The 21,387-nt window shown below is 67.3% G+C and carries 25 protein-coding genes; 14 read left to right on the forward strand and 11 right to left on the reverse strand.

The window, feature by feature from the left end:
- Positions 1–25: 25 nt before the first annotated feature.
- On the reverse strand, positions 26–1,429 hold the full coding sequence (locus AC1DW0_RS04320) for an FAD-binding oxidoreductase (RefSeq protein WP_457353317.1): 1,404 nt from the start codon (positions 1,427–1,429) through the stop codon (positions 26–28).
- 91 nt (positions 1,430–1,520) lie between these two features.
- On the opposite strand from AC1DW0_RS04320, the gene AC1DW0_RS04325 reads away from it, so the two are divergent.
- Both AC1DW0_RS04325 and AC1DW0_RS04330 read left to right on the forward strand, forming a co-directional pair.
- Positions 1,521–1,748: a hypothetical protein gene (locus AC1DW0_RS04325; protein WP_457323790.1), complete on the forward strand. Its 228-nt coding sequence runs from the start codon at positions 1,521–1,523 to the stop codon at positions 1,746–1,748.
- A 40-nt stretch (positions 1,749–1,788) separates the two neighbouring features.
- Positions 1,789–3,726, forward strand: coding sequence for a methyl-accepting chemotaxis protein (locus AC1DW0_RS04330; RefSeq protein ID WP_477945023.1), 1,938 nt, complete (start codon positions 1,789–1,791; stop codon positions 3,724–3,726).
- Positions 3,727–3,735: 9 nt separating this feature from the next.
- On the opposite strand, the gene AC1DW0_RS04335 is transcribed toward AC1DW0_RS04330, so the two are convergent.
- Complete coding sequence (locus AC1DW0_RS04335) at positions 3,736–4,383, reverse strand: TetR family transcriptional regulator (RefSeq protein WP_457323792.1); 648 nt, start codon at positions 4,381–4,383, stop codon at positions 3,736–3,738.
- A gap of 126 nt (positions 4,384–4,509) precedes the next feature.
- Here AC1DW0_RS04335 and AC1DW0_RS04340 point away from each other — a divergent pair, with 126 nt between their 5' ends.
- The 4 genes from AC1DW0_RS04340 to AC1DW0_RS04355 are packed head-to-tail and all read left to right on the forward strand — an operon-like array spanning position 4,510 to position 7,719.
- The gene (locus tag AC1DW0_RS04340) at positions 4,510–5,595 is read left to right on the forward strand and encodes a ferredoxin reductase (protein ID WP_477945024.1); all 1,086 of its coding nucleotides are present in this window, start codon (positions 4,510–4,512) and stop codon (positions 5,593–5,595) included.
- Positions 5,595–6,656, forward strand: a complete 1,062-nt coding sequence (locus AC1DW0_RS04345; RefSeq protein ID WP_457353323.1) for a fatty acid desaturase family protein — start codon at positions 5,595–5,597, stop codon at positions 6,654–6,656. The genes AC1DW0_RS04340 and AC1DW0_RS04345 overlap by 1 nt, the downstream gene beginning before the upstream one ends.
- A gap of 46 nt (positions 6,657–6,702) precedes the next feature.
- Positions 6,703–7,287, forward strand: a complete 585-nt coding sequence (locus tag AC1DW0_RS04350; RefSeq protein WP_457353325.1) for a cob(I)yrinic acid a,c-diamide adenosyltransferase — start codon at positions 6,703–6,705, stop codon at positions 7,285–7,287.
- A gap of 15 nt (positions 7,288–7,302) precedes the next feature.
- Positions 7,303–7,719 carry a GFA family protein gene (locus tag AC1DW0_RS04355; RefSeq protein ID WP_457353327.1) on the forward strand — a complete coding sequence of 139 codons (417 nt, stop codon included), beginning with the start codon at positions 7,303–7,305 and terminating at the stop codon, positions 7,717–7,719.
- Here the strand turns inward: AC1DW0_RS04355 and AC1DW0_RS04360 are convergent.
- The 4 genes from AC1DW0_RS04360 to AC1DW0_RS04375 form a co-directional block, all read right to left on the reverse strand.
- Positions 7,716–8,021: a hypothetical protein gene (locus AC1DW0_RS04360; RefSeq protein WP_056191011.1), complete on the reverse strand. Its 306-nt coding sequence runs from the start codon at positions 8,019–8,021 to the stop codon at positions 7,716–7,718. The genes AC1DW0_RS04355 and AC1DW0_RS04360 overlap by 4 nt on opposite strands.
- Positions 8,018–8,401, reverse strand: coding sequence for a phage holin family protein (locus AC1DW0_RS04365; RefSeq protein WP_457323798.1), 384 nt, complete (start codon positions 8,399–8,401; stop codon positions 8,018–8,020). The genes AC1DW0_RS04360 and AC1DW0_RS04365 overlap by 4 nt, the downstream gene beginning before the upstream one ends.
- A 7-nt stretch (positions 8,402–8,408) precedes the next feature.
- Positions 8,409–8,717: an ElaB/YgaM/YqjD family protein gene (locus tag AC1DW0_RS04370; protein ID WP_056191014.1), complete on the reverse strand. Its 309-nt coding sequence runs from the start codon at positions 8,715–8,717 to the stop codon at positions 8,409–8,411.
- A 94-nt stretch (positions 8,718–8,811) separates the two neighbouring features.
- Positions 8,812–9,780, reverse strand: a complete 969-nt coding sequence (locus tag AC1DW0_RS04375; RefSeq protein ID WP_457388584.1) for a helix-turn-helix transcriptional regulator — start codon at positions 9,778–9,780, stop codon at positions 8,812–8,814.
- A gap of 194 nt (positions 9,781–9,974) precedes the next feature.
- On the opposite strand from AC1DW0_RS04375, the gene AC1DW0_RS04380 reads away from it, so the two are divergent.
- Both AC1DW0_RS04380 and AC1DW0_RS04385 read left to right on the forward strand, forming a co-directional pair.
- Entirely contained in the window at positions 9,975–11,021 is a 1,047-nt protein-coding gene (locus AC1DW0_RS04380; RefSeq protein ID WP_457353330.1) for a PEP-CTERM sorting domain-containing protein, read from the forward strand.
- Positions 11,022–11,175: 154 nt separating this feature from the next.
- On the forward strand, positions 11,176–12,228 hold the full coding sequence (locus AC1DW0_RS04385) for a hypothetical protein (RefSeq protein WP_477945025.1): 1,053 nt from the start codon (positions 11,176–11,178) through the stop codon (positions 12,226–12,228).
- Positions 12,229–12,448: 220 nt separating this feature from the next.
- On the opposite strand, the gene AC1DW0_RS04390 is transcribed toward AC1DW0_RS04385, so the two are convergent.
- The 3 genes from AC1DW0_RS04390 to AC1DW0_RS04400 all read right to left on the reverse strand — a co-directional run bounded on the left by AC1DW0_RS04390 (position 12,449) and on the right by AC1DW0_RS04400 (position 14,045).
- Positions 12,449–12,967, reverse strand: coding sequence for a GNAT family N-acetyltransferase (locus tag AC1DW0_RS04390; RefSeq protein ID WP_056191021.1), 519 nt, complete (start codon positions 12,965–12,967; stop codon positions 12,449–12,451).
- A gap of 89 nt (positions 12,968–13,056) precedes the next feature.
- Complete coding sequence (locus AC1DW0_RS04395) at positions 13,057–13,713, reverse strand: 3'-5' exonuclease (protein WP_477945026.1); 657 nt, start codon at positions 13,711–13,713, stop codon at positions 13,057–13,059.
- Positions 13,714–13,718: 5 nt separating this feature from the next.
- Positions 13,719–14,045: a nucleotide pyrophosphohydrolase gene (locus tag AC1DW0_RS04400; RefSeq protein ID WP_457353334.1), complete on the reverse strand. Its 327-nt coding sequence runs from the start codon at positions 14,043–14,045 to the stop codon at positions 13,719–13,721.
- Between the two features lie 448 nt (positions 14,046–14,493).
- On the opposite strand from AC1DW0_RS04400, the gene AC1DW0_RS04405 reads away from it, so the two are divergent.
- The 5 genes from AC1DW0_RS04405 (at position 14,494) to AC1DW0_RS04425 (ending at position 18,191) form a co-directional block, all read left to right on the forward strand.
- Positions 14,494–15,585 carry an SGNH/GDSL hydrolase family protein gene (locus AC1DW0_RS04405; RefSeq protein ID WP_457353336.1) on the forward strand — a complete coding sequence of 364 codons (1,092 nt, stop codon included), beginning with the start codon at positions 14,494–14,496 and terminating at the stop codon, positions 15,583–15,585.
- A gap of 27 nt (positions 15,586–15,612) precedes the next feature.
- On the forward strand, positions 15,613–16,278 hold the full coding sequence (locus AC1DW0_RS04410; RefSeq protein ID WP_056191029.1) for an OmpW/AlkL family protein: 666 nt from the start codon (positions 15,613–15,615) through the stop codon (positions 16,276–16,278).
- 197 nt (positions 16,279–16,475) lie between these two features.
- Positions 16,476–16,910, forward strand: a complete 435-nt coding sequence (locus AC1DW0_RS04415) for an Sbal_3080 family lipoprotein (protein WP_056191031.1) — start codon at positions 16,476–16,478, stop codon at positions 16,908–16,910.
- A gap of 95 nt (positions 16,911–17,005) precedes the next feature.
- Entirely contained in the window at positions 17,006–17,722 is a 717-nt protein-coding gene (locus AC1DW0_RS04420) for a DUF1223 domain-containing protein (RefSeq protein ID WP_477945027.1), read from the forward strand.
- Positions 17,723–17,798: 76 nt separating this feature from the next.
- Positions 17,799–18,191: a hypothetical protein gene (locus tag AC1DW0_RS04425; protein ID WP_477945028.1), complete on the forward strand. Its 393-nt coding sequence runs from the start codon at positions 17,799–17,801 to the stop codon at positions 18,189–18,191.
- Here AC1DW0_RS04425 and queE read toward each other — a convergent pair whose 3' ends face one another.
- Both queE and AC1DW0_RS04435 read right to left on the reverse strand, forming a co-directional pair.
- Complete coding sequence (gene queE, locus AC1DW0_RS04430; RefSeq protein ID WP_457324095.1) at positions 18,192–18,821, reverse strand: 7-carboxy-7-deazaguanine synthase; 630 nt, start codon at positions 18,819–18,821, stop codon at positions 18,192–18,194.
- A complete protein-coding gene (locus AC1DW0_RS04435; RefSeq protein WP_477945029.1) occupies positions 18,818–19,912 on the reverse strand; it encodes a 6-carboxytetrahydropterin synthase in 1,095 nt (364 codons plus the stop codon). Before AC1DW0_RS04435 ends, queE begins: the two co-directional genes overlap by 4 nt.
- 73 nt (positions 19,913–19,985) lie before the next feature.
- Between AC1DW0_RS04435 and AC1DW0_RS04440 the strand changes: the two genes are divergently transcribed.
- Positions 19,986–21,344 (forward strand): MFS transporter, encoded by a 1,359-nt coding sequence (locus AC1DW0_RS04440; protein ID WP_457444958.1) that lies wholly within the window; start codon positions 19,986–19,988, stop codon positions 21,342–21,344.
- The last annotated feature ends 43 nt before the right edge of the window (positions 21,345–21,387 follow it).

Raw genomic sequence — 21,387 nt, forward strand, 5'->3', positions numbered from 1 at the left:
CAAGGCACGACACACAGGAAACGGCTCAACCCGCAAAGATCTTCCCCGGATTGAAGATGCCCAACGGATCCAGTGCCTGCTTCACCGCGCGCATCAACCCCACCGCTTCCTCGCCGGTCTCGTCCAGCAGGAAGCCCTGCTTGTGCAACCCAATCCCATGCTCGCCCGTACACGTGCCTTCGAGAGCAATCGCCCGCGCCACCATCTGCGCACTGAGCCGCTCGGCCGTCGCCAGCTCTTCGGGGTCGACCGGGTCCAGCAGATAGGCCATGTGGAAGTTGCCATCGCCGACATGGCCGACGATGAAGTAAGGCAGGCCGGCGGCCTCGACCTCGGCAATCGACGCGTTGATGTTCTCGGCCAGGCGCGAGATGGGCACGCAGGTGTCTGTCGTCACCGCGCGGCAGCCGGGGCGCATCTGCAGGCCTGACAGATAGGCGTGGTGGCGCGCGGTCCAGAGCCGCGTGCGCGCCTCGGGCGTCGTCGCCCATTCGAAGGCCTCGCCCCCAAAGTCCGCTGCCACGTCCTGCACGGTGGCCGCCTGTTCAGCCACGCCCGCCTCGCTGCCGTGGAATTCCATCAGCAGCATGGGCGCTTCCTTCAGGCCGAGCTTGTCGTGCGCATTGACGGCCTTGATGGCGTTGGCGTCCAGCAGCTCGCAGCGCGCGATGGGCACGCCGATCTGGATGATCTGCATGGCGGTGCGCACGGCCGCGTCGATGCTGGGGAAGAAGCAGACCGCGGCCGACACGGCTTCGGGCAGCGGGTGGACCTTGACGGTCAGCTCGGTGATGACGCCCAGCGTCCCTTCGCTGCCGATGACGAGGCGCGTCAGGTCGTAGCCGGCGCTGCTCTTCCTGGCGCGCGAGCCGCAGCGCACCACCTCGCCGCTGGCCGACACGAAGCGCAGCGCCAGCACGTTCTCGCGCATCGTGCCGTAGCGCACCGCGTTCGTGCCACTGGCGCGCGTGGCGGCCATGCCGCCCAGGCTCGCGTCGGCGCCGGGGTCGATGGGGAAGAACAGGCCCTCATGCTTGAGCGCCTCGTTCAGCGCCTTGCGTGTGACGCCGGGCTGCACCGTCACCGTCAGGTCCTCGGCATCGACGCGCAGGATCTTGTTCATGCGCGACACGTCCAGGCTGATGCCGCCCTGCACGGCCAGCAGATGGCCTTCCAGCGACGAGCCCGCACCGTAGGGAATGACGGGCACGCGGTGCAGGGCGCACAGTGCCACCACGCGCGCGACCTCGGCCTCGTTTTCGGCAAAGACGACGGCCTGCGGCGGTGGTACGTCGAAGACGGATTCGTCGCGGCCATGCTGCTCACGCACGGCCAGGGCGGTCGAGCAGCGCTCGGCGAAGTCGGCACGCAGGCTGTCCAGCAGCGCGGCCGGGAGTGGGGCGGGCGAGAAGGATTCGGGCGCGTTCATGGCCAACTCCAGGGGGTCAGACAAGGATTGTGTTGCAGTGCCCCTCGCATGGTGACAGCATGGGGCACACAGCGAACCCCGGGAGACCTGCATGGACCCGACCCTGACCTGGCTGCTGCTCGTCGCGGCCGTTGCCCTCATCGCTTTCGGCGCGGTGCGCTTCGATCTGCTGGCCGCGCGCTGGCGCGAGGTCTTCGGTCACCCGCCACCGCCCCACGACGCCCCGCCCGCGCCGCGCTGGACGTCGGCCCAGGGATTCAAGCCGCATGACGCGCCGGTGCACAAACCGGCCTTCCACCGCAGCGGCCGCCGACACTGAATCGGCGCCGCAGCAGGGCCTTGCCAACGAGGAGAACGCCATGAGCCCGACGACCACTCTGACGATCAGCCGCAAGCTGATGCTGCTGACCCTGCTGGTGCTGGTGGCCATCAGCATCCCTTCGGCCTTCCAGGTGCGCCAGGCGCGTCAATTGGCTCAGGCGGCGCAGGGCGAGCTCGAAGGCCTGGCGCCCGCCCGGCTGCTCGTGCGGCTGGCCCAGCTGACCCAGCAGCACCGCGGCCTGTCGGCTGCCGTGTTGGGCGGCAACGACTCGGTGCAGACGGCACGCTCGGCCAAGAACGCCGAGGTGGTCAAGCAGGTTGCCGCCGTCGACACCATGCTGAAGGGCGATGGCGCGAACGACGCAATGCGCCAGACCTGGCAGGAAGCGCGCACGCGCTGGGACAGCCTGTCCAGCCAGGTGGGCGCCAAGGGACTGAAGGCGGCCGAGAGCAGCACCCTGCACGCCCAGCTCATCGCCGTCTATTTCAAACTGCTGGACCAGCTCGTCGACCAGTCCGGCCTCATCCTCGACCCCGAGGCCGACACCTATTTCCTGATCAGCGCGACGCTGACGCGGCTGCCCATCGCCACCGAGGCCCTGGGCCAGGCGCGAGCGCGTGGCGCCGGCTTTCTGGCGGAAGGCAAGATCGGCCCCGAAGGCCGCACGTTGCTGGCCGGCCTCGTGCAGCAGGCCGCCGACCAGCATGCCGGCATGGGCACGGCCTTCGACAAGAGTTTCGCCGTCAATGCCGACCTCAAGGGCCGGCTGGGCAGCAAGATCGCCGCACTGGACGAACAGGTGCGCGGCTCGCTGAAGCTGACCCGCGACGAGCTGATCGCCAAGGAGGAGCTGGCCTACGCGGCGCCCGACTACATCGCCAGCTACACCCGCACCATCGACGCGATGTATGTCGTCGCCGAGGAGGCGATGGATGCGCTGGACGGCATGCTTGGCGCGCGCGTGTCCAGCCTGCGCACCAGCAGCTGGGTCGTCTTCGGCCTGCTGGCCTTCATGCTGGGCGCCGTCTTCCTGCTCGCGCGCGGCATCTCGCGCAGCATCACCGTGCCGCTGCAGCATGCCGCCGGCCTGGCCCAGCAGATCGCCGAACGCGACCTCAGCGGCGACGTCGTCATCAGCGCGCGCGACGAGATCGGCCAGCTGACGATGGCGCTGCTGGCCATGCGCGACAGCCTGTGTGGCGTCATCGGTGAGGTGCGCAGCAATGCCGGCGAGGTGGCGCAAGCCTCGCAGGAGCTGGCCTCGGGCAACCGCGACCTGTCGCAGCGCACCGAGCAGCAGGCTTCGGCGCTCGAGGAAACCGCCAGCTCCATGGAGCAGCTGACCGCCACCGTGCGCAGCAATGCCGATCAGGCCGGCGACGCCAGCAGCCTGGCCCAGCGCGCCTGCACGGTCGCCATCTCGGGTGGCGCGGCCGTCGACCAGGTCGTCAGCACCATGGGCGCCATCGAGGCCAGCAGCCGGCGCATCGAGGAAATCATCGCTGTCATCGACGGCATTGCCTTCCAGACCAACATCCTCGCGTTAAACGCCGCCGTGGAGGCCGCGCGGGCCGGCGAGCAGGGCCGCGGCTTTGCCGTCGTCGCGTCGGAAGTGCGCGCGCTGGCTGGCCGCTCGGCCGAGGCTGCCAAGCAGATCAAGGTCCTCATCTCCACCAGCGTCGGCCAGGTCGAGGACGGCGCCCGCCTCGTGAAGGGCGCCGGCGCAACGATGCGCGAAACCGTCGACGCCATCCGCTCTCTGGCCGAGCTCGTCACCAGCATCAGCCGCGCGTCCAGCGAGCAGAGCACCGGCATCGGCCAGATCAGCGAGGCCGTCTCGCACATGGACCAGCTGACGCAGCAGAACGCCGCCCTCGTGGAGGAAACCGCCGCGGCCGGCATGAGCCTGCAGCAGCAGGCCGAGAAGCTGTCGGGCCTGGTCAACACCTTCCGCATGCCGGTCGCCCAGCGCTGAGGGGCGGGCTCAGTCTGGGTTGACCCGCCAGGCCGCCGCGCCCAGCAGCACCACCTGCAGCTGCTGCACGAAGTTGTCCATCATTTCGGCCTCCAGCAGCGGCTGCTGGGGCGGCAGGTCGAGCATCTCGGGCGCGGCCGCCAGCATGGTGTTGACGATCAGCCCGCACACCATCTGCAGCGTGGCGGTGGGCATGTCGGGGTAGGCGCCGATGGCGCGGAAGTCCTGCGCCATCTCGTTGGTGAAGTGGCGCACCTCGTTGCGGATGGCCAGGCGCAGGATGCGGCTGCCGCCACCGCGCTCGCTGCTGATGAAAAGGAACAGCAGCCGGTGCTGCTGCACATAGCTGCAATAGACCTCGACCGACACCCGCACGCGGTCGGCCGGTGCCGCGCCGCCCTGGCGCGCCTCGCGCAGCAGCCGGCGCAGGCTGATGCCCACCTCCTCCACCAACGCCAGGCCCAGCTCGTCGGTGTTGCGAAAGTGCCGGTAGAAGCCGTTGGGCACCATGCCCGCCTCGCGGGCGATCTCGCGGATGCCCAGGCTGGTGAAGCTGCGCCCCTCGCCCATCAGCGCGAGCGCGGCCTGGGTGAGGCTGGCACGGGTCAGGTCCTTGCGCTCGGCGCGGGAAAGCTTGTCGGCGGGGGTGTCGGACATGGCAGGTTATTTTGTGAACACTCGTATCGTAGCTTCACCCGCTTGACTGCCTATTTGTACACAGCATGGCGCACCGCCCGGGTTTAGTGGCTTGTATGTTTGTGTACAAACGTACACAATGCAACCATGCAAACGCACCTCCCCACCCGCCTAGAAGCCCTGACTCGCCCGCTGCGCGCCGCGCTGCAACACCCCTGGGTGGCGGCCATCGTGCGCGAGAGCGCGGTCGAGGACAGCCTGCAGGCCCTGCACCCGCTGCTGTCCCTGCATCAGGTGAAGGCGCGGGTGGTGAAGTGCATCGCCGAGACGGCCGACACCCGCACGCTGGTGCTGCGCCCCAACGCGATGTGGCGTGGTGCCCGCGCCGGGCAGTTCGTGTCGCTGACGGTGGAGATCAACGGCCGCCGCCACGAGCGCATGTACTCGCTGACGTCGCGCCCGGGCTCGCGCCTGCTGGCGATCACGGTCAAGCGACAGGGGCGGGTGTCCACGCATCTGCATGAGAGCGTGCGCGTGGGCGATGTGCTGACGCTCGGCCCGGCGATGGGCGAGTTCGTGCTGCCCGCCGTGTTGCCGGACAAGATCCTGCTGCTCAGCGCGGGCAGCGGCATCACGCCGGTGATGGCCTTGCTGCGCGAGCTGCAGGCGCGCGGCGCGGCCGACCGTGTGGTCTTTGTGCACAGCTGCCGCAGCCCGGTCGAACAGATCTTTGCCGCCGAGCTGGCAGCCATGCCCGGGCTGCGCCTGATTCAACACTTCACCACCAGCGTCGGCCATCTCACGCCAGCCGATTTGCAGGCGCAGGTGCCCGACCTGGCCGAGCGCGCCACCTGGGTGTGCGGCCCCGCCGGGCTGATGGATGCGATACACGCGCACTGGCAGGCGCACGGCATCACCGCGCCGCTGCACAGCGAGCGTTTCGCCGCCGCCCCGCTGGCCGCCGAGCCCCTCAGCGCCCCGGTGCGCGTGCAGCTGCTGCGCAGCGCCACCGGCTTCGCGTCGCTGGGCGCCGCGCCGCTGCTGAACCAGGCCGAGGCCGCCGGCTTCGCGCCCAAGCATGGCTGCCGCATCGGCATCTGCCGCTCCTGCCAATGCGTCAAGCGCAGCGGCACGGTGCAGCACCTGCACACGGGCGAGCTGTCCAGCGCGCCCAACGAATTGATCCGGCTGTGCGTCAGCGCCGCCCGCTCCGACCTCGAACTCGACCTGTGATGCATACCCTCACCCGCCCCCAAGTTGACGCGTTCCAGGTCGAACTCGACGCCATCCGCGCCCGCGTCATGGACTCGCTCGGCCAGGCCGACGTCGACCACATCCGCAAGATGATCGCCATCTGCCGCGCCAGCGAGGTGGGTGGCCGTGCGCTGCTGCATTTCGGCGTCGGGCCCTTGAGCTGGATCGCCGGCGTGCTGGCGCTGGCCCACGCCAAGATCCTCGACAACATGGAGATCGGCCACAACGTCATGCACGGCCAGTACGACTGGACCGGCGACCCGGCACTGAACTCCCAGACCTTCGAGTGGGACATCGCCTGTGACGGCGAGGCCTGGCGCCATTCGCACAACGTCACCCACCACACCTACACCAACATCCTCGGCAAGGACCGTGACCTGGGCTACTCGCTGCTGCGCATGACGCCCGAGCAGAAGTGGAAGCCGCGCCACTGGCTGCAGCCGCTGGCCAACCTGATGCTGGCCCTGGGCTTCCAGTACGGCGTCGGCTCGCATGACCTGGAGCTGGGCCGCTACAAGCACGGCGCCATCCCCAAGCCCGTGTTCAAGGAGCGCCTGAACCGCTTCCTCGGCAAGGTGGGCAAGCAGTGGTTCAAGGACTATCTGCTCTTCCCGGCGCTGGCGCTGTGGAGCGCGCCGCGCGTGCTGGCTGGCAACTTCGCGGCCAACCTGATCCGCAACCTGTGGACCTATGTGGTGATCTTCTGCGGCCACTTCACCGAGCATGTGGCCATCTACCGGCAAGAGGACTGCCTCAACGAGACCCGCGGCGACTGGTATCTGCGCCAGTTGGCCGGCTCCAGCAACCTCACCGGCGGGCGCTGGTTCCACATCCTGACTGGGCACCTGAGCCACCAGATCGAGCACCACCTCTTCCCCGACATGCCGGCGCACCGCTACGTCGAGATCGCGCCGCAGGTGCAGGCGCTGTGCCGCCAATACGGCCTGCGCTACAACACCGGCAGCCTGTTCAAGCAGTACCTCACCGTGATGAAGCGCATCCTGGTCAACACCTTGCCACCCAAAGCGGCCGTGGCCTGAAGATTCAGGCAGGATGCAGGTCCGATCACCGACCTGCACCGCCATCATGGGCAACCGACTTTCACAGATCGCCACCCGCACCGGCGACGACGGCACCACCGGCCTGTCCGACGGCAGCCGCGTGTCCAAGACCCATCTGCGCGTGCAGGCCATGGGTGATGTCGACGAGCTGAACTCCAACCTCGGCCTGCTGCTGGCCGAACCCCTGCCCGACGACATCCGCGACCTCATCGTCACCATCCAGCATGAGCTCTTCAACCTGGGTGGGGAGCTGTCCTGGCCCGGCGGCGAACTGCTGAAGGACGCCGCCGTGCTGCGCCTGGACGAGGCGCTGGAGCATTACAACGAGCATCTGCCGCGGCTCAAGGAATTCATCCTGCCGGCCGGCACGCGCAGCGCCGCGATTGCCCATGTTTGCCGCACGATTACCCGCCGTGCCGAGCGCGCCGTCATTCAGGTAGCCACCGCCGAGCCCGTGCGCGCCGCGCCGCGCCAGTACCTGAACCGCCTGTCCGACCTGCTCTTCGTGCTGTCCCGCGTGCTGAATCGCGCCAATCTCGACGGGCTGGGGGGCGACGATGTCTACTGGCAGAGCGAGCGCATGAAGCGACTGGACGCGGCCGACAACTGAAGCCCAGGGGCCCATATGCAAATCACCGGTCAATGCCACTGCGGCGCCATCCGTTTCTCGGCGACTGCCGATCCCGCCAAGGTCTTTGCCTGCCACTGCGCGGACTGCCAGATCATCTCCGGCGGCCCGTTCCGCGCGGTGATCGCCGTTCCGGCGGATCAGGTCGAACTGGTGGGCACACCCAAGCAGTATGTGAAGGTCGCAGCCAGCGGCAACCGCCGTGCACAGGCCTTCTGCGGGGATTGCGGCACCCAGCTCTTCGCCACGGAAGCCGACGTACCCAAGACCCTCAACATCCGCCTGGGCTGCGTGAACGAGCGCGCCCAGCTGAAGCCCGTGGTGCAGGTCTGGAAAGACTCGGCCATGCCCTGGCTGCCTGAGCTGGACAGCACCCCGGCTCACATGCGCGGCCGCGACAGCCCGCTAGCCTAGCGCTTGCGCCGGCCCCAGACCTTGTAGGCCAGCCAGGCCCAGCGCAGCCCGCGCCAGAGCTTGCCGCGTCGGTCTGCCCCCGCGCCGGCAAACAAGGCCGCTCCGCCGCCGGCCGCGGCGAGCACGATGGGGTTGGACAGCAGATCGCGCCAGGCCAGGATGCGCAGCACCCAGCCGTCAGCGCGCTGGCCGATATCGTCCACCGACAGTGCAGCCTGGCCGCGCATCAACTCGGATGCCAGCAGCAGATTGGCCTTGCGCTCGCTGCGCAGAGCCGGGTCGGCCGGGATCCTGGGGATCATGGCCCTGGCCGGCGCAGCGCTTCGGCGTCAGCGCGCAACTCACCGATGCTGGACTGGAACAGGCTAGCCGGCTGATCGATCAGCTTCTTGACCTTGAGCACGGCGACGACGGCCGCAGCGATCAGAACGACCGTGCCGCCGCCCAGAGCCAGCAGCCGGTGATCGTCCCAGAAGGCGACCGTAATCAACACCAGCCCCATCAGCAGGCCAAAGCCCGCCAGCAGCGCGGCCAGCACCGCCCAAAGCAGCAGGCTGGCGATACGCTCCTTCTCCTCCTGGGCCTCGATAGCAAACAGCTCAAGCCGAATGCGGCTGAGCGTCAGCAACGACACCCCGAGCCGCCGCAGCGGCGCGGAGACGGGTTCCTTGGCGTCGCTCAAGCGGGGCTCAGCGGCGGCCGATCAACACGCCAATCGCAAGGCCCACGGCTGCCGCGGCACCGATGGCCTGCCAGGGGTTGGCATGCACATAGTCGTCGGTGGCGACGGCGGCATCCTTGGCGCGCTGGAGGGCTTCGTGCTGGGCGTCCAGCAGCTTGTCCTTGGCACCGGACAGCCGGTCCTGGATGCGGGCGCGCAAGGCCTTCACCTCGCCGTCCGCCTTGTTGGTCGTGGCCGTCATCAGCGCGTCGATGTCTTCCATCACCGCACGGAAGTCCGAGGCCAATTTTTCCTTCGCCTGGCTGGTATCACTCATCGCTGGCTCCTTGATCGGGGGATCAAACACGCTTGCAGCCTAACGCGATTGGACATGGCCTGACATGCCCCACCACGATTGAAGCGGGCTTGTCCTACAAGGCCGCGGCCGCTTGCCGCAAGCGCTGCGCATAGGCCTCGCGCAGGGCCGCGGGCGCAAGGACCTCGACCTGGCCGGCATGGCGCAGCAGGTCCATCAGCAGCTCGGTGTCATCCACATAGGGCAAGCGCAGCCGCCAGCGGCCGTCGGGCAGGAATTCGCTCTGCTGGGCCGGGTGCCATTCCTCGCGCGACACCCAGGCCGCCGTGCCGGCGCTGAAGACCAGCTCGGCCTCGCGCGGCGTGCCACCGGCGAAGATGCCGTAGCCCTGGTCGAGTTCGGCTTCCAGCTCAGCCAGGGGCACAGGCCGGGCGTCGGCGTCCAGCAGCGTCGCCGCCTCGATGCCGTCCAGGGCAAAGCGGCGATAGGCGTCGCTGGCATGGCACCAGGCATCCAGATACCAGGCGTGGCGATGATGCACGAGGCGCTGCGGCGAGACCTCGCGTTCGCTGCCCGCCCCATCGCGTTTCTTGCGGTAGCGGATGGCCAGGCGCTTGCGCTTGACGACGGCGCTGCCCACGGTCTCGAAGCTGTCGCTGGCCATGCGCCGGCGTGCCGTGCCGATCAGCCTGACGCGCCGCCGCAGCTCATCGGCCTCGGCCGCATCCACGCCCAGCATGCCGGTGATCTTGTCGAACATGGGCTGCAGGTGGCGGCCCACGACACCCTGCTCATCCAGGCCGGCCAGCATCTGCTGCATGGTCAGGAGGGCGTGCAGTTCGGCCTCGTTGAACCAGACCCCCGGCAGCTCATGCTTGCCGCCACGCCACTGCTGGCCGAAACGGTAGCCGTTCTCGGCAGCGTCGTACTCGATGGGCGCGTCCAGCCGCTCCCGCAGGTAGGCCAGGTCGCGCTTGAGCGTGGCTGGCGACACCTCCAGCGCCGCTATCAACTCGGCAAAGGACACGCAGCCGCGGGAGCGGATCAGCTGCTCGATCTTGTAAAAGCGTTCGGTGCGGTCCATTCGGGTTTTCTCAGTGCCCCGACCGCTGGCATCTCTGCACACTCGGCGGGCTTGAATCGGCCAACAAATCAATAGCCTGCTTCACGGATGCCAAACATCCGGGAGCAGGCAGGGAGAGTGACATGAATCCGTCGACATCATTCTTGCGTCAAATCTGCGCGGGACTTTTCTGGGCAGCCCTTGGCGCCGAGTGCTTGGCTGCAGCGCCGACCTATTCGGTCACACCGCTGGCCGTGCAATCGCTATATCCCACCAGCTATGCCAAGGACCTCAACAACGCCGGCCAGGTGACTGGGCTGGCCTATCTGCCCAATGCCAATGGCGCGACGTATAGCTTCCTGTACGGCAGCGGCAACACGGTAAACATCGGCGGCCTGGGCGGGACCAATCCGCTGGGCAACGGGTACAGCCCCACCGACGCCCAAGCCATCAACGACGTCGGCCAGGTGGTGGGCGGGTCCTATTCCAGCAGCTATCCCGACATCCGTGCCTTCCTCTACAGCAACGGGCAGATGACCGACCTGGGCACGCTGGGCGGAAGCTTCAGCCAAGCCTACGGCGTCAACAACGCGGGTGAGGTCGTAGGAATGTCGGTCACCGCCGGCAACAAGAACTCCGCGACCTTCCTCTACAGCGGCGGGCAGATGATCAATCTGGCCACCCTGGGCGCCAGCTTCACCGACGTCACGGCCATCAACAACCACAGCCAGATCCTCGGCACTGCCGGCGGCCATGCGGCCATCTTCAGCCAGGGCGCAATGACGGACCTCGGCACCTTGGGGTCGGCCCTCAGCATTCCGGCGGCCATCAACGATGGGGGTCAGGCCACCGGATATTCCTACACCGCGGACAGCTTCACTCGCGCCTTCCGGTACAGCGGCGGGCAGATGATCGATCTGGGCACCCTGGGCGGCTCCTACAGCCAGGGCAAAGACATCAACGCCGCGGGCGACGTCGTTGGCATTTCCAACAACGGCATCGACGGCTTCGGTCATGGCTTCCTCTACACGGGCGGCACCATGTACGACCTGAACAACCTGGTCGGCTCGTCCGACTGGCTGATCGGCGAGGCCCAGCGGATCAACGACAACGGAACCATTCTTGCGTCCGGCTGCCATCAGCAGCAGGGCTGCATGTCCGTGCTCCTCAGCGTGACCAGCGTGCCCGAACCGGGCTCAATGGCCCTGACCCTTGCGGGGGTCGCCGTGGTGGGCGCCAGGCTGCGCCGGCGCCGCGGCTGAGTTTCCGTCGGCCTTCCGAAGGGCACCTTACGGTGCCTTTTTTATGCGCATCTGATTTTTTTCACAGGGTAGATCACCTATTGAGCTACCTGGCTCACAAACTGATATCCAAGGCCCGCGACTCTCAGGCGTGCCTCTCAATCAGGAGTCAGTCATGCAAGCCGTCATCAACGCCCAGATCACCCCCCGCCTCCAGAGCAGCCCGCTGGTCCAGTTCGACCTGGACATGGACGACACCTCTGCTCTGGTCAGCGCCCACGAGCGCACCGGCCTGGCCCTGGGCCGCGACTACGCCCTGCATGGCATCACGCCGCCCATCGCCCATCTCTACCCGCAGTCGCCACTGCAGCGCGGCTGGCTGGCCTCACGTGGCCGCCCGGTGCGCACGCCTGCCAGCCCGCAGGTCGAGCGCTGGCTGGCCCTGCGCACCCACGCGTGGGCACGCGGCCGCAGCTTCGAGGACATCCAGCTCACGCCGCACCATCTCGCCCAGCTGGAAACCCAGCACTGCCCCATCAGCCGGGAGTTGCTGGACGGCGAGAGCACCAGCATCGACCGCGTCCGCGACGATGCCGGTTACGCGGCCGGCAACCTGGCCGTCATGAGCCGCCGCGCCAACCGGGCCAAGGGCCACCGTGGCTACGCTGCGCTGGCCGACATGGCCGCCAGCTGCGCCGCCGGGCCCATCACGCGCATTGGCGGCCTGGCCGAGGCCGAGTGGCAGCGCCTGGCCGTGCTGGCCAGCTTTGTCACACCGCTGAGCCACGAGCAAGCGGCGCTGATCCCGCTCCACGTGCTGCCGCCCAACCGCCTGCGCCTGTTCAACCCCATCCAGGCCCTGCAGGCCCTGGTCACGCGCCAGCTCGCCACGCCCGGCTGGAGCGCCCGCCTGAGCCGCCTCGAGGCCCTGCTGCCGACCGACACGCTGCGCACCGACTTCAACCGCTTCCTGCTCGCCCTGGCCCCTCGCGTGCTGGCCGCCGCCGAGCTGCAGGAACCGCACCAGATCCGCTGGGCACTTGAAGATGCCTGGACTCTGCCCCTGGTGCAAAAGCGCTGGGCTCGTTTCGCCCTGCAGCTGACCGCCGAGCAGGCAGAAAACCTCGTCGAACGTGCGGCCGCCAAGAAGCTCAGCCCCGTGCACATCCAGCGCCACGACGACGCCACCGATGGCTGGGCCCTGGCCACTGGCGGTTACGCGGCTTGAAATGTCGCCCCTCGCCCAGTCGCGCCGCGCTAGACGCGGGCGCGCCTGGTCGGTCCCCCAGGGGGACGGCGATGCTTGCGGCATTGAGCCGCAAGCACATCGCCATAGCGGGCCGGCTAGGGAGCGGCCCGGCGCTCGGCCCGAAATACGCAAAGCCCGAGAGGACAACACCAATGACAAAGCGCCCCGCGGGGCGCTTCTCCTGGCGCGAGCGAAAGGCTTAGACCAGCGAACGATGCAGCCGGATCTCTTCGACACGCGCACCGCCAACTTCGGAGGTGCGGGCGCTGCCGAGTTCACGCTTGAAGCCGGCCAGCTCAAAGAAGCGCAGGGCGCGTTCGTTGCGCAGATAGCACCACAGCGTGGCCTTGGTGCAGCCTTCTTCCTGCAGGCCGTCGCGCGTGGCATCCCACAGCGCCAGGCCGACGCCCTTGTCCCAGTGCACCGGGTCGGCAAACATGGCCCAGACCTCGCCGGTCGTGGCGGGCGTGCCCTTGTCGCGGGAGCGATCGAAGCCGGCGAAACCCATGATCTTGTTGTCCAGATGGGCAACGATGACCTGCGGCTCGCAGAGGTCGATGGCCTCACGCCAGAAGGCTTGGCGCTTTTGCACCGACATCGCATCCAGCGCGGCGGCGGGCAGGAGGGCCTTGTAGGCGTCCTGGCTGGCAGCGACATGGATCTCGGCGATGGCCTTGGCATCGCGCAGGGTGGCGGGGCGAACCTGGATCACGGACATGGAACTCTTGGCAATAGCACGGGACGAAAGGGCGCGATTGTCCTAGCCCGATGATGAGCTGCAGGGTCTTGACAGAATTTTTTATCCGCTCAAGCAGCCAAGGAATTGGCGCGACAGGCCTTCACATGGTCGACCAGGCCGCGCCTGAGCCAGCGCAACGGCGTGCGCTGCAACTCCAGCATCAGTGCGTGATCCACAGCGGCGTCGCCCAGGTCCAACGCAAAGCGTCGCGCGACCTCGTTCTGAACCTTCAGTAACAACTCCGCCGTCACGCGCGCGTCGGCCAAGGCCCGGTGGGCACGGCCGTCGAAGCGGATGCCGTGGAACTGCGTGATCGCACCCAGGCCATGGCTCTTGGCCTCGGGCCAGAGCCGGCGCGACAACAGCACGGTGCAGGCGAACTCGTGGGCCGGGTCGCGCGCCACGCCGGCGCGCTCCATCTCGGCATGCCAGAAGCCCCGGTCGAAAGAAGCGTTATGCGCGACGAGCGGGCAGCCCTGGGTGAAACGGGCCAGCTCGCGCATGACCGTGGCCGAGTCCGGTGCGTTGGCCAGCATCTCGTTGCTGATGCCGGTCAGGGACTGAATAAAGGGCGGCACCCAGGCGCCGCTGTTCATCAGGCTGCTCCAGGCGTCGACGACCATGCCGCCACGCACGAGCACGGCAGCGATCTCGGTGGCACGGCCGCCGCTGGTAGGCCCGAGGCCGGTCGTTTCGAAGTCGACGACGGCGATGGTTTGCGTCATCTTCGTCAAGACTTCTTCGGTGGATGCCTGGGCGGGTGTTTCAGGGCATTCATTGCCAGCTTGCGCTCGACGGCGGCATCCAGGTCCACGCCGCCATGGTCGGCAATCTGCACGAGGTACAGCAGCACGTCCGACAGCTCTTCGCCGAGATGGCGGCGCTGGTCGTCGCTCAGGCTCAGGGATTGCTCGGGAGTCAGCCACTGGAATATTTCCAGCAGCTCGGCGGCCTCCACCGTCATGGCCATCGCGAGGTTCTTTGGCGTCTGGTAGGGCTGCCAGTCGCGGTCGCTGGCGAACTGGCGCAGACGCTGCTGCAGGGTCGTAATGTCCATCAGGGGAGCGCGTGTGAGGGTCGTTGCATCGCCGAAAGTGTCCCGTGTATTCCTAAACAGTATTCAAGATTTCAAAGGTAGTGGTCGTAGTAGTGCACCGCCTGCGCTGTGGACAAGGGCAAAAAGTCCTTGGGGCACAAGCGCTTGGCAGCAGCACAAGCCTGTGCGCCGCAGCCTGATGGATTGACCCTCGATTGGGAACAACTTTGCGAAAGGCCGTCGGCCTGTGGATATCTGCCCAGTTGTGCCAGAACCATCCACAGACTTGCCCAAGGCGGTACAGGCCCTTTGGATCGCGGCGCTTGCGCAGGCCTTCCCCAAGCCGTCGGCGTTGTTTCTTTACGCGGAATGAGGGGAAAAACGAACGACCGTTCTAAAAAGCTGCGGCTAGAGTTGCGCTCCCGAATTGAATGCACTGCGATGTTGCGGTGTCGCCTAGGAGACAACAATGAAACCCTTCCTCACCCGGATCGCCGCCGCCTCGGTGGCGCTGTTGGGCAGCTTGCTGGTGGCGGGCTGCGGTGGTGGTGGTGCGACGGCGGATACGACGCCCAAGTTCGCCCCCAGCAGCGTGGTGTCCTTCGGGGATAGCTTGAGCGACCAGGGCACCTACAAGGTCGGTACTGTTGCCGCCCTGGGCGGTGGCCAGTACACCGTCAATGGCGTTGGCCCGCATTGGGTGGAACGCATTGCCACGCTTTACGGCCTGCCCAAGCCCTGCCCGGCCCAGCAAGGCCTGGATGGCCTGGCTTCCCAGGGGTTCAGCGTGCCCGTCAAGAACAACGCGGGTTGTTTCGCCTACGGTCAGGGTGGCGCGCGAGTGACCAACCCGGTCGGCCCGGGCAACAAGCTGCTGGGTGGTTCCAACGCCGTGCTGGGCCAGCTCACGGTGCCCGTCGTCACGCAGATGCAGAACCACCTGACGGCAGTCGGTGGCAGCTTCAAGGGCACCGAGCTCGTCTTCGTCTATGCCGGTGGCAATGACGTGTTCATCAACCTGGCCACCGTGCAGGCCACCATCGCCGCTGGCGGTGACCCGACGGCCGCTGCCACCAAGGGCGTGACCGAGATGGGCAAGGCCGGTGCGGAACTGGCCGGCTACGTCAAGGCCCTGGTGGTGGGCAAGGGTGCCAAGAACGTCGTGGTCATCAACCTGCCCGACGTGAGCCTAACGCCTTTCGCCAAGAGCCTGCCCGCAGCCACGCAGGGCCTGATCCTGCAGATGGTCAATACCTTCAACGACCAACTCAAGACCGGCCTGGCCGGCGCTGACGTGGGTTGGGTTGATGCCGCCCAAGGGGTGCGTGACCAGATTGCCGATCCTGCGAAGTTCAGCCTGAGCAATGTCACCACGCCGGCCTGTGATCTGAGCGCGGCCAAGAACCCCTTGGGTTCGTCGCTGGTCTGCAGCGCCAACAACGTCATCAGCGGCGATGTCAGTCACTACCTGTTCGCCGACTCCGTCCACCCCACCCCGTTCGGGAATCAATTGCTGTCGCAGGTGGTGTCCCTGGAACTGGCTCGCAAAGGCTGGCTCTGAGTCCGCGTGACCCTTCAGGAGAACTTCATGAACATCAAATCCCTGCTCGCAGTCACCCTGCTCTCCGCCACCGGCCTCGTTCACGCGCAATCGGCCGGCAGCATCGTCGTCTATGGCGGTGCCGCACAGATCAACCCGCATGTCGACAGCGGTGATCTGACCGCGCCCAGCCTGGCGGGCACCAAGGTCGACGTGAAGAAGGCCAGCTCCTTCGTCGGCGGCGTGACTTACTACTGGACCGACAACATCAGCATCGATCTGCCGATCGCGCTGCCGTTCAAGCACGACGTCGTTGGTGCTGGCGCCATCGAAGGTTCGGGCAAGCTCGGCACGGTCAAGTCCCTGCCGATGACGCTGCTGGCCCAGTACCGCTTCGGCGACGCCAACAGCAGCTTCCGTCCCTTTGTCGGCGCGGGCGTCACCTATGGCTACTTCTTCAAGCCACGCGCCACGGCCGCACTGTCCGGCCTCACCGGTGGCTCGCCCGCCAGCCCGACGACGCTGTCCATGAAGAGCCGCTTCGGCACGACCATGGAACTCGGTGGTGCCTTCAACATCACCAAGGACTGGTCCGCCAGTCTGGCAGTCACCAAGACCTTCATCAAGACGACCGGCAGCCTGTCTACTGGCCAGACCATCGAGACGACGCTGGACCCGGTGTCCGTCAAGTTCGGGATTGGTTATCGCTTCTGATCCGGCTTCCAGGCCGATCACCAAGAGGGAGCCTGCGGGCTCCCTTTTCTTTGGGCCTCTCGTGAAGCCGTCACGGCCGCCGAGGGCAATGAGCGAAGTTCAAGTCACAACTGGTGACATTCATCGGCATAGTGCCCCCGCTGATCGCAAGCCGCGAAGAGCACCAAATCCAAACAACTTTCGGGAGGGAAATCATCATGAGGATCCACACACTGCTGATCATTGCCGCTGCTGCATCCTTGGGCGGCTGTGCCATCCATCAGACCGTGCAGCCGGTCGAGCGGCTGGAGGCCAAGCAGATCTGCATCGTCCATAACGGCGACGTCAGGGAAGGGGTTTTCGAGAGCTACAGGAAGGCGCTCGAGGCCAAGGGCTATGCGGTCCGCAAGCTGCCGGCTGGCGCCTCGCTGATCGAATGCCCGATCACGTCGACCTACACGGCCAACTGGCGCTGGGACCTTGCCCTGTACATGGCCTACGCGGAGATCAAGGTCTACAACAACGGTAAGCCGGTCGGTGAAGCCAAGTACGACTCGACGCGCGGCGGTGGCAACATGGGCAAGTTCATCGACGCCGACAAGAAGATTACCGAACTGGTCAATCAACTGTTCCCGGGTGGCGCCGGCGCCTGAGCAGGCGGCCGGACTCATAGCGCAGAAGGGAGCCTGCGGGCTCCCTTTGTCGTTCTGGCATGTCAGGTTTGTCGATCATGGTCGACTCATGCCCCATGAAGCTGACTGCCCTGCTCCTCGCCATGGCCACGCCTCTCGCCGGCGCCCAAAGCTGTCCTGCTACAACCGTGCAAAGCGGCGCGACGGTGCCGCGCATCGTCGAGCTCTACACATCCGAAGGCTGCTCCTCCTGCCCGCCGGCGGACCGCTGGCTGAGCGGCCTCAAGGGCCAGCCCGGCGTCATCGCGGCAGCCTTTCATGTTGACTACTGGAACGGCCTGGGCTGGCCGGATCGGTTTTCCAGCCCGGCCTTCACCGAGCGCCAGAAACAAGGCGTGGGCGTTAATGGCTCACGCTATGCGTACACACCGCAAATCGTCATCAATGGGCGGGATTGGCGCAGCGCTTCATTGCCCGCGGCGAGTGCCGAGCCGGCTCGTGTACGGTTGGGCTGGAGCCGCAGCGCGAGCGGCGAACTGAAGCTCAGTGCGGAGGCCTTGCCTGGCGCGCCCGCGCACGTCCAGCTCTGGTGGGCTCGCGTCGAGGACGGCCACCAAAGCCGCGTGCGCGCCGGCGAGAACCGTGGCGAGACGCTCAACCACGACAGTGTCGTGCGGGAATACGGGAAGCTGCCGCTCTGGGAGGGACGGGGCCCGGCGCAGTGGGCCGTGCCGGTGAAGGCCGCCGAACCTGGCCACGCCAGCCGCTGGCTCGCGGTAGCCGTGGATGTGCGCGATGGCCACACCTTGCAGGCCGTCGAGGTAGGTTGCTGAAAACGGGAAGTCCTCCGACACGGGGCAACCCCGCAGGCGATCAGACTTGGCCATCCCCGCTGAATCCCGCAAGGCCATGCGAATCCACCCCCTTGTCATGCTGACCGCCGGCGTTGCCGCGCTGAGCGCTTGCGGCAGGTCGGCCGATAGCCCCGCGGCAGCACCGGCGCCGGCATCGGCTGCTTCGGCATCCGTGGCGTCCAGCCCCTGGGTCGGCCGATGGCAAGGGCCCGAAGGCACCTATCTGGAGATCACCGGCGGGCCGGGGACCTACAGCGTCACGGTGCAGAACCTGGATGGTCCACGCAGCTTCGACGCCAAGGCCGGCACCGACACGCTCGTATTCACGCGCGATGGCGTGCTCGAAACCATCCGCGCCGGCAGCGGCCCCGAGACGGGCATGAAATGGCTGGCCGACAAGCACGACTGTCTGATCGTGAAGAGCGGCGAAGGCTATTGCCGCGGCTGATCAGGCGATGCCGACGACCTTGTGCATCTGCACCGACAGCCGCCACTGCGGATGGGCCATGCAGTAGGCCACGGCCGCCTTGGTGTGCTCGCGCTGCAGCACCGAATCCATGGGCTGCAGGAAGAAGTTCTGGAAGTCCAGATTCGCAAACCGCTCCGGTTGGGCCAGCGGTTGCGGATAGACAAGCTTCAACTCGTGGCCCGAGGTCAGCACCAGCGGCGCATCGGCCTTGGGGCTGACGCAGATCCAGTCCAGCCCCGGCGGCGCGGGTTGCGTGCCATTGGTCTCGACAGCGACCTCGAAGCCGCGGGCGTGCAGGGCGTCGATCAGCGGCGTGTCCAACTGCAGCAGCGGCTCGCCGCCGGTACAGACGACGTAGGGACGACCACCGCCGGGCCATGCTTTGGCAATCGCATCGGCCAGCGCATCGGCAGTCACGAATTTGCCGCCGCCCTCGCCATCCGTGCCCACGAAATCCGTGTCGCAGAAAGTGCAGACCGCCGTCGCGCGATCCTGCTCGCGGCCGGTCCAGAGGTTGCAGCCGGCAAAGCGGCAGAACACGGCTGCGCGGCCGGCCTGGGCGCCTTCGCCCTGCAGCGTGAAGAACAGTTCTTTGACCGAATACGTCATACGGGGATCAATTCTTCGGAGTCAGCCCGGCTGACGATGGCACCCGAGCCGCGCGTCTCGTACAGGTCCACGCGGTCGATCTGCGGCAGTACCGCGCCGCCTTCGCGCAGCACCCAGGCTGCAATCGAGGCCACGTCACCGTCGGGCAGATTGGCAATCTCAAACAGCGGGTGATGGTCCAACCGTTTGAAGATGGGGTTGAACAGCGACTTCACGTCACCGAAGTCCACCGTCCAGCCCATCACCTGGTCCAGCGGCGCAGCCAGGTGCAGCCGCAGCGTGAAGGTGTGGCCATGGATGCCGGCCAGCGGATGGCCAACGGGCGCGTGCTTCATGCGAACGGCGCTGTCCAGCGTCATCTCCTTCCAGATGCGGTAGCTGCTGCCATTGAAGTTGGCGCCGCTGGAGCCGGTCTCGTAGACAGTCACCCAGCTCAGCTCCGGCAGTTCGGGCTTCAGCCTGTCCCACAGCCAGGCCGAGATGTTCTCGCTGGTCGGGTTCTGCAGCCCCGCGATGTCGTTCAGGCAGCGGTAGTTCAGCGCGAAGTGCAGTGGCGCCCAGACCTCGTCGAGGTGGTCGTAGTCGATGGACAGGTCGCGCTCGCCGAGGTCCGCATTGGCATGCAGGATGACCTCGAAGCCATGGCCATGCATGCGGCCGCACTGGTGGCCAGCCGGTACATTCGGCAGCTGGTGGGCGGCCTGGAAGCGGTAGCGCCGCCAGACATGCGCATGGCCGGCGCCGTCCAGGTCCACGCCGCTGTGTTGGGTGCTTTGCACGCCCACCTGCACGATGCCGGGCACGTCCAGCCGCTGGCGCACCCAGCGCGCGAGGTTCTCGTCGGTGGGCTCGGCCAGGTGGTCGTTCAGCAAGGCATGATCCAGCGGCGCCACGGTCTCAGTCATGCGCGCACGCAGCGCCTCGACCTCACCCCCCGGAAAAGCAGGCCAGCCGGCGGGCAGTGCCGTGCGGACGGTGGCGAAATAGCTATGCCCATGCAGCCCGTGGCTGCGGTGCGAGGCGGGCAGGGCGGGAATGCGGCAGGCCGACTCGAAGCCGGCCGAGGCACAGTGCAACACGGAAACTGACATGCCGCGATTGTCGCGCCCACCCCCAAAACCCTGCTTGACTTGAAGTGGGCTTGAGCTTTTAGTCTTCCCCGCCATGAATCTTGCTGACCCCATCGACGCGCCGGCCGGCGCGTCCGAAAAACTCTTTGCCCCTGGCCGCAGCGCCGCCTGCATCGGCGCCATCGCGCTGATCTCCATGCTGGCCTTCGAGTCCATCGCCGTCGCCACCGCGATGCCGGCCGTGGCCGAGGCGCTGCAGGGCCTGCCCTATTACGCCCTGGCCTTCGGCGCGACGCTGGCCACCTCGGTGCTGGGCATGACGGCGGCCGGCCAGCTCTGCGACAAGCGCGGCCCCTATCGCGCCGCGCTGGCAGGCCTCGCGGCCTTCCTGGTCGGCCTGCTGCTGGCGGGTTTTGCGCCATCCATGCCCGTGCTGGTGCTCGGCCGCGCGCTGCAGGGCCTGGGCAGCGGCGTGCTGGGCGTCACGCTGTATGTCGGCGTCGGCCAGGTCGTGCCGCAGCAACTCCACCCCAAGATGTTCGCCATGTTCGCGGGCGCCTGGGTCGTGCCCGGCCTGGTCGGGCCGGCGCTGGCGTCCTTCCTCGTGCAGTTCATCGGCTGGCGCTCCGTCTTCCTGGTCGTCGCGGCGGCCGTGCCCGTGGCGGCGTTGATGATCCTGCCGGCCCTCAAGCGGGTGGGCTCGGGCTCCGGTGACGAGCTGCGCTGGGGCGCGATGCGCTGGGCCCTGCTGGCCAGTGCGGGCGCGCTGACGCTGCACAGCGCCAGCCAGCAGAGCGGCGCCAGCTCGGCCTTGCTGTTCGCGGCCGGCCTGGTGGCCGCCGGCATCGCCGCCCGGCTGCTGCTGCCCGCCGGCACGCTGAGGGCGGCGCGTGGCCTGCCGACGGTCATCCTGCTGCGCGGCCTCATCGCCGCGACCTTTGCCAGCGCCGAGGCCTTCCTGCCGTTGATGCTGACCCAGCACTTCGGCTGGAGCCTGACCCAGGCCGGCATTGCGTTGAGCGCCGGCGCGGTCACCTGGAGCATCGGCAGCGCCTTGCAGGCTCGCGTGCAGCGGCCCGAATCGAGGCGCCTGTTGCTGCCGGGCGGTTTCACATTGACGGCGCTGGCGCTGACCCTCGTCATCGCGCCGCTGCTGTTCGCCCTGCCCTCTGCGCTGGTCTTTGTGGGCTGGACGCTCGTCGGCCTGGGCATCGGCCTGTCCTTCCCCATCCTGTCGGTGCTGCTGCTCAAGCTGTCGCCGCCGGAGCAGCAAGGCAGCAACACCTCGTCGCTGCAACTCTGTGATGCGCTGACCAGCAGTGCCGCGCTGGCCCTGGCCGGCCTGCTGTTCGACCCCGTCACGCGCCAGGTCTTGCCGGTGCTGCTGCTGGCGCTGGGGCTCGTCACCGTCGCTGCCTTGATCAGCCCCCGAGCCCAACCCAACAACCACTGAAAACGCTTTCTGCTGGTGGCACACTGCGCCGTCTTCCGCGGGA

This window comes from Roseateles sp. P4_D2 (assembly GCF_056401875.1).

Excerpts from the sequence above, each read along its gene's own strand:
- AC1DW0_RS04320 (WP_457353317.1), bottom strand. The coding sequence starts at position 1,429 with ATGAACGCGCCCGAATCCTTCTCGCCCGCCCCACTCCCGGCCGCGCTG.
- AC1DW0_RS04325 (WP_457323790.1), top strand. The coding sequence starts at position 1,521 with ATGGACCCGACCCTGACCTGGCTGCTGCTCGTCGCGGCCGTTGCCCTC.
- AC1DW0_RS04330 (WP_477945023.1), top strand. The coding sequence starts at position 1,789 with ATGAGCCCGACGACCACTCTGACGATCAGCCGCAAGCTGATGCTGCTG.
- AC1DW0_RS04335 (WP_457323792.1), bottom strand. The coding sequence starts at position 4,383 with ATGTCCGACACCCCCGCCGACAAGCTTTCCCGCGCCGAGCGCAAGGAC.
- AC1DW0_RS04340 (WP_477945024.1), top strand. The coding sequence starts at position 4,510 with ATGCAAACGCACCTCCCCACCCGCCTAGAAGCCCTGACTCGCCCGCTG.
- AC1DW0_RS04345 (WP_457353323.1), top strand. The coding sequence starts at position 5,595 with ATGCATACCCTCACCCGCCCCCAAGTTGACGCGTTCCAGGTCGAACTC.
- AC1DW0_RS04350 (WP_457353325.1), top strand. The coding sequence starts at position 6,703 with ATGGGCAACCGACTTTCACAGATCGCCACCCGCACCGGCGACGACGGC.
- AC1DW0_RS04355 (WP_457353327.1), top strand. The coding sequence starts at position 7,303 with ATGCAAATCACCGGTCAATGCCACTGCGGCGCCATCCGTTTCTCGGCG.
- AC1DW0_RS04360 (WP_056191011.1), bottom strand. The coding sequence starts at position 8,021 with ATGATCCCCAGGATCCCGGCCGACCCGGCTCTGCGCAGCGAGCGCAAG.
- AC1DW0_RS04370 (WP_056191014.1), bottom strand. The coding sequence starts at position 8,717 with ATGAGTGATACCAGCCAGGCGAAGGAAAAATTGGCCTCGGACTTCCGT.
- AC1DW0_RS04375 (WP_457388584.1), bottom strand. The coding sequence starts at position 9,780 with ATGGACCGCACCGAACGCTTTTACAAGATCGAGCAGCTGATCCGCTCC.
- AC1DW0_RS04385 (WP_477945025.1), top strand. The coding sequence starts at position 11,176 with ATGCAAGCCGTCATCAACGCCCAGATCACCCCCCGCCTCCAGAGCAGC.
- AC1DW0_RS04390 (WP_056191021.1), bottom strand. The coding sequence starts at position 12,967 with ATGTCCGTGATCCAGGTTCGCCCCGCCACCCTGCGCGATGCCAAGGCC.
- AC1DW0_RS04395 (WP_477945026.1), bottom strand. The coding sequence starts at position 13,713 with ATGACGCAAACCATCGCCGTCGTCGACTTCGAAACGACCGGCCTCGGG.
- AC1DW0_RS04400 (WP_457353334.1), bottom strand. The coding sequence starts at position 14,045 with ATGGACATTACGACCCTGCAGCAGCGTCTGCGCCAGTTCGCCAGCGAC.
- AC1DW0_RS04405 (WP_457353336.1), top strand. The coding sequence starts at position 14,494 with ATGAAACCCTTCCTCACCCGGATCGCCGCCGCCTCGGTGGCGCTGTTG.
- AC1DW0_RS04410 (WP_056191029.1), top strand. The coding sequence starts at position 15,613 with ATGAACATCAAATCCCTGCTCGCAGTCACCCTGCTCTCCGCCACCGGC.
- AC1DW0_RS04415 (WP_056191031.1), top strand. The coding sequence starts at position 16,476 with ATGAGGATCCACACACTGCTGATCATTGCCGCTGCTGCATCCTTGGGC.
- AC1DW0_RS04420 (WP_477945027.1), top strand. The coding sequence starts at position 17,006 with ATGAAGCTGACTGCCCTGCTCCTCGCCATGGCCACGCCTCTCGCCGGC.
- AC1DW0_RS04425 (WP_477945028.1), top strand. The coding sequence starts at position 17,799 with ATGCGAATCCACCCCCTTGTCATGCTGACCGCCGGCGTTGCCGCGCTG.
- queE (WP_457324095.1), bottom strand. The coding sequence starts at position 18,821 with ATGACGTATTCGGTCAAAGAACTGTTCTTCACGCTGCAGGGCGAAGGC.
- AC1DW0_RS04435 (WP_477945029.1), bottom strand. The coding sequence starts at position 19,912 with ATGTCAGTTTCCGTGTTGCACTGTGCCTCGGCCGGCTTCGAGTCGGCC.
- AC1DW0_RS04440 (WP_457444958.1), top strand. The coding sequence starts at position 19,986 with ATGAATCTTGCTGACCCCATCGACGCGCCGGCCGGCGCGTCCGAAAAA.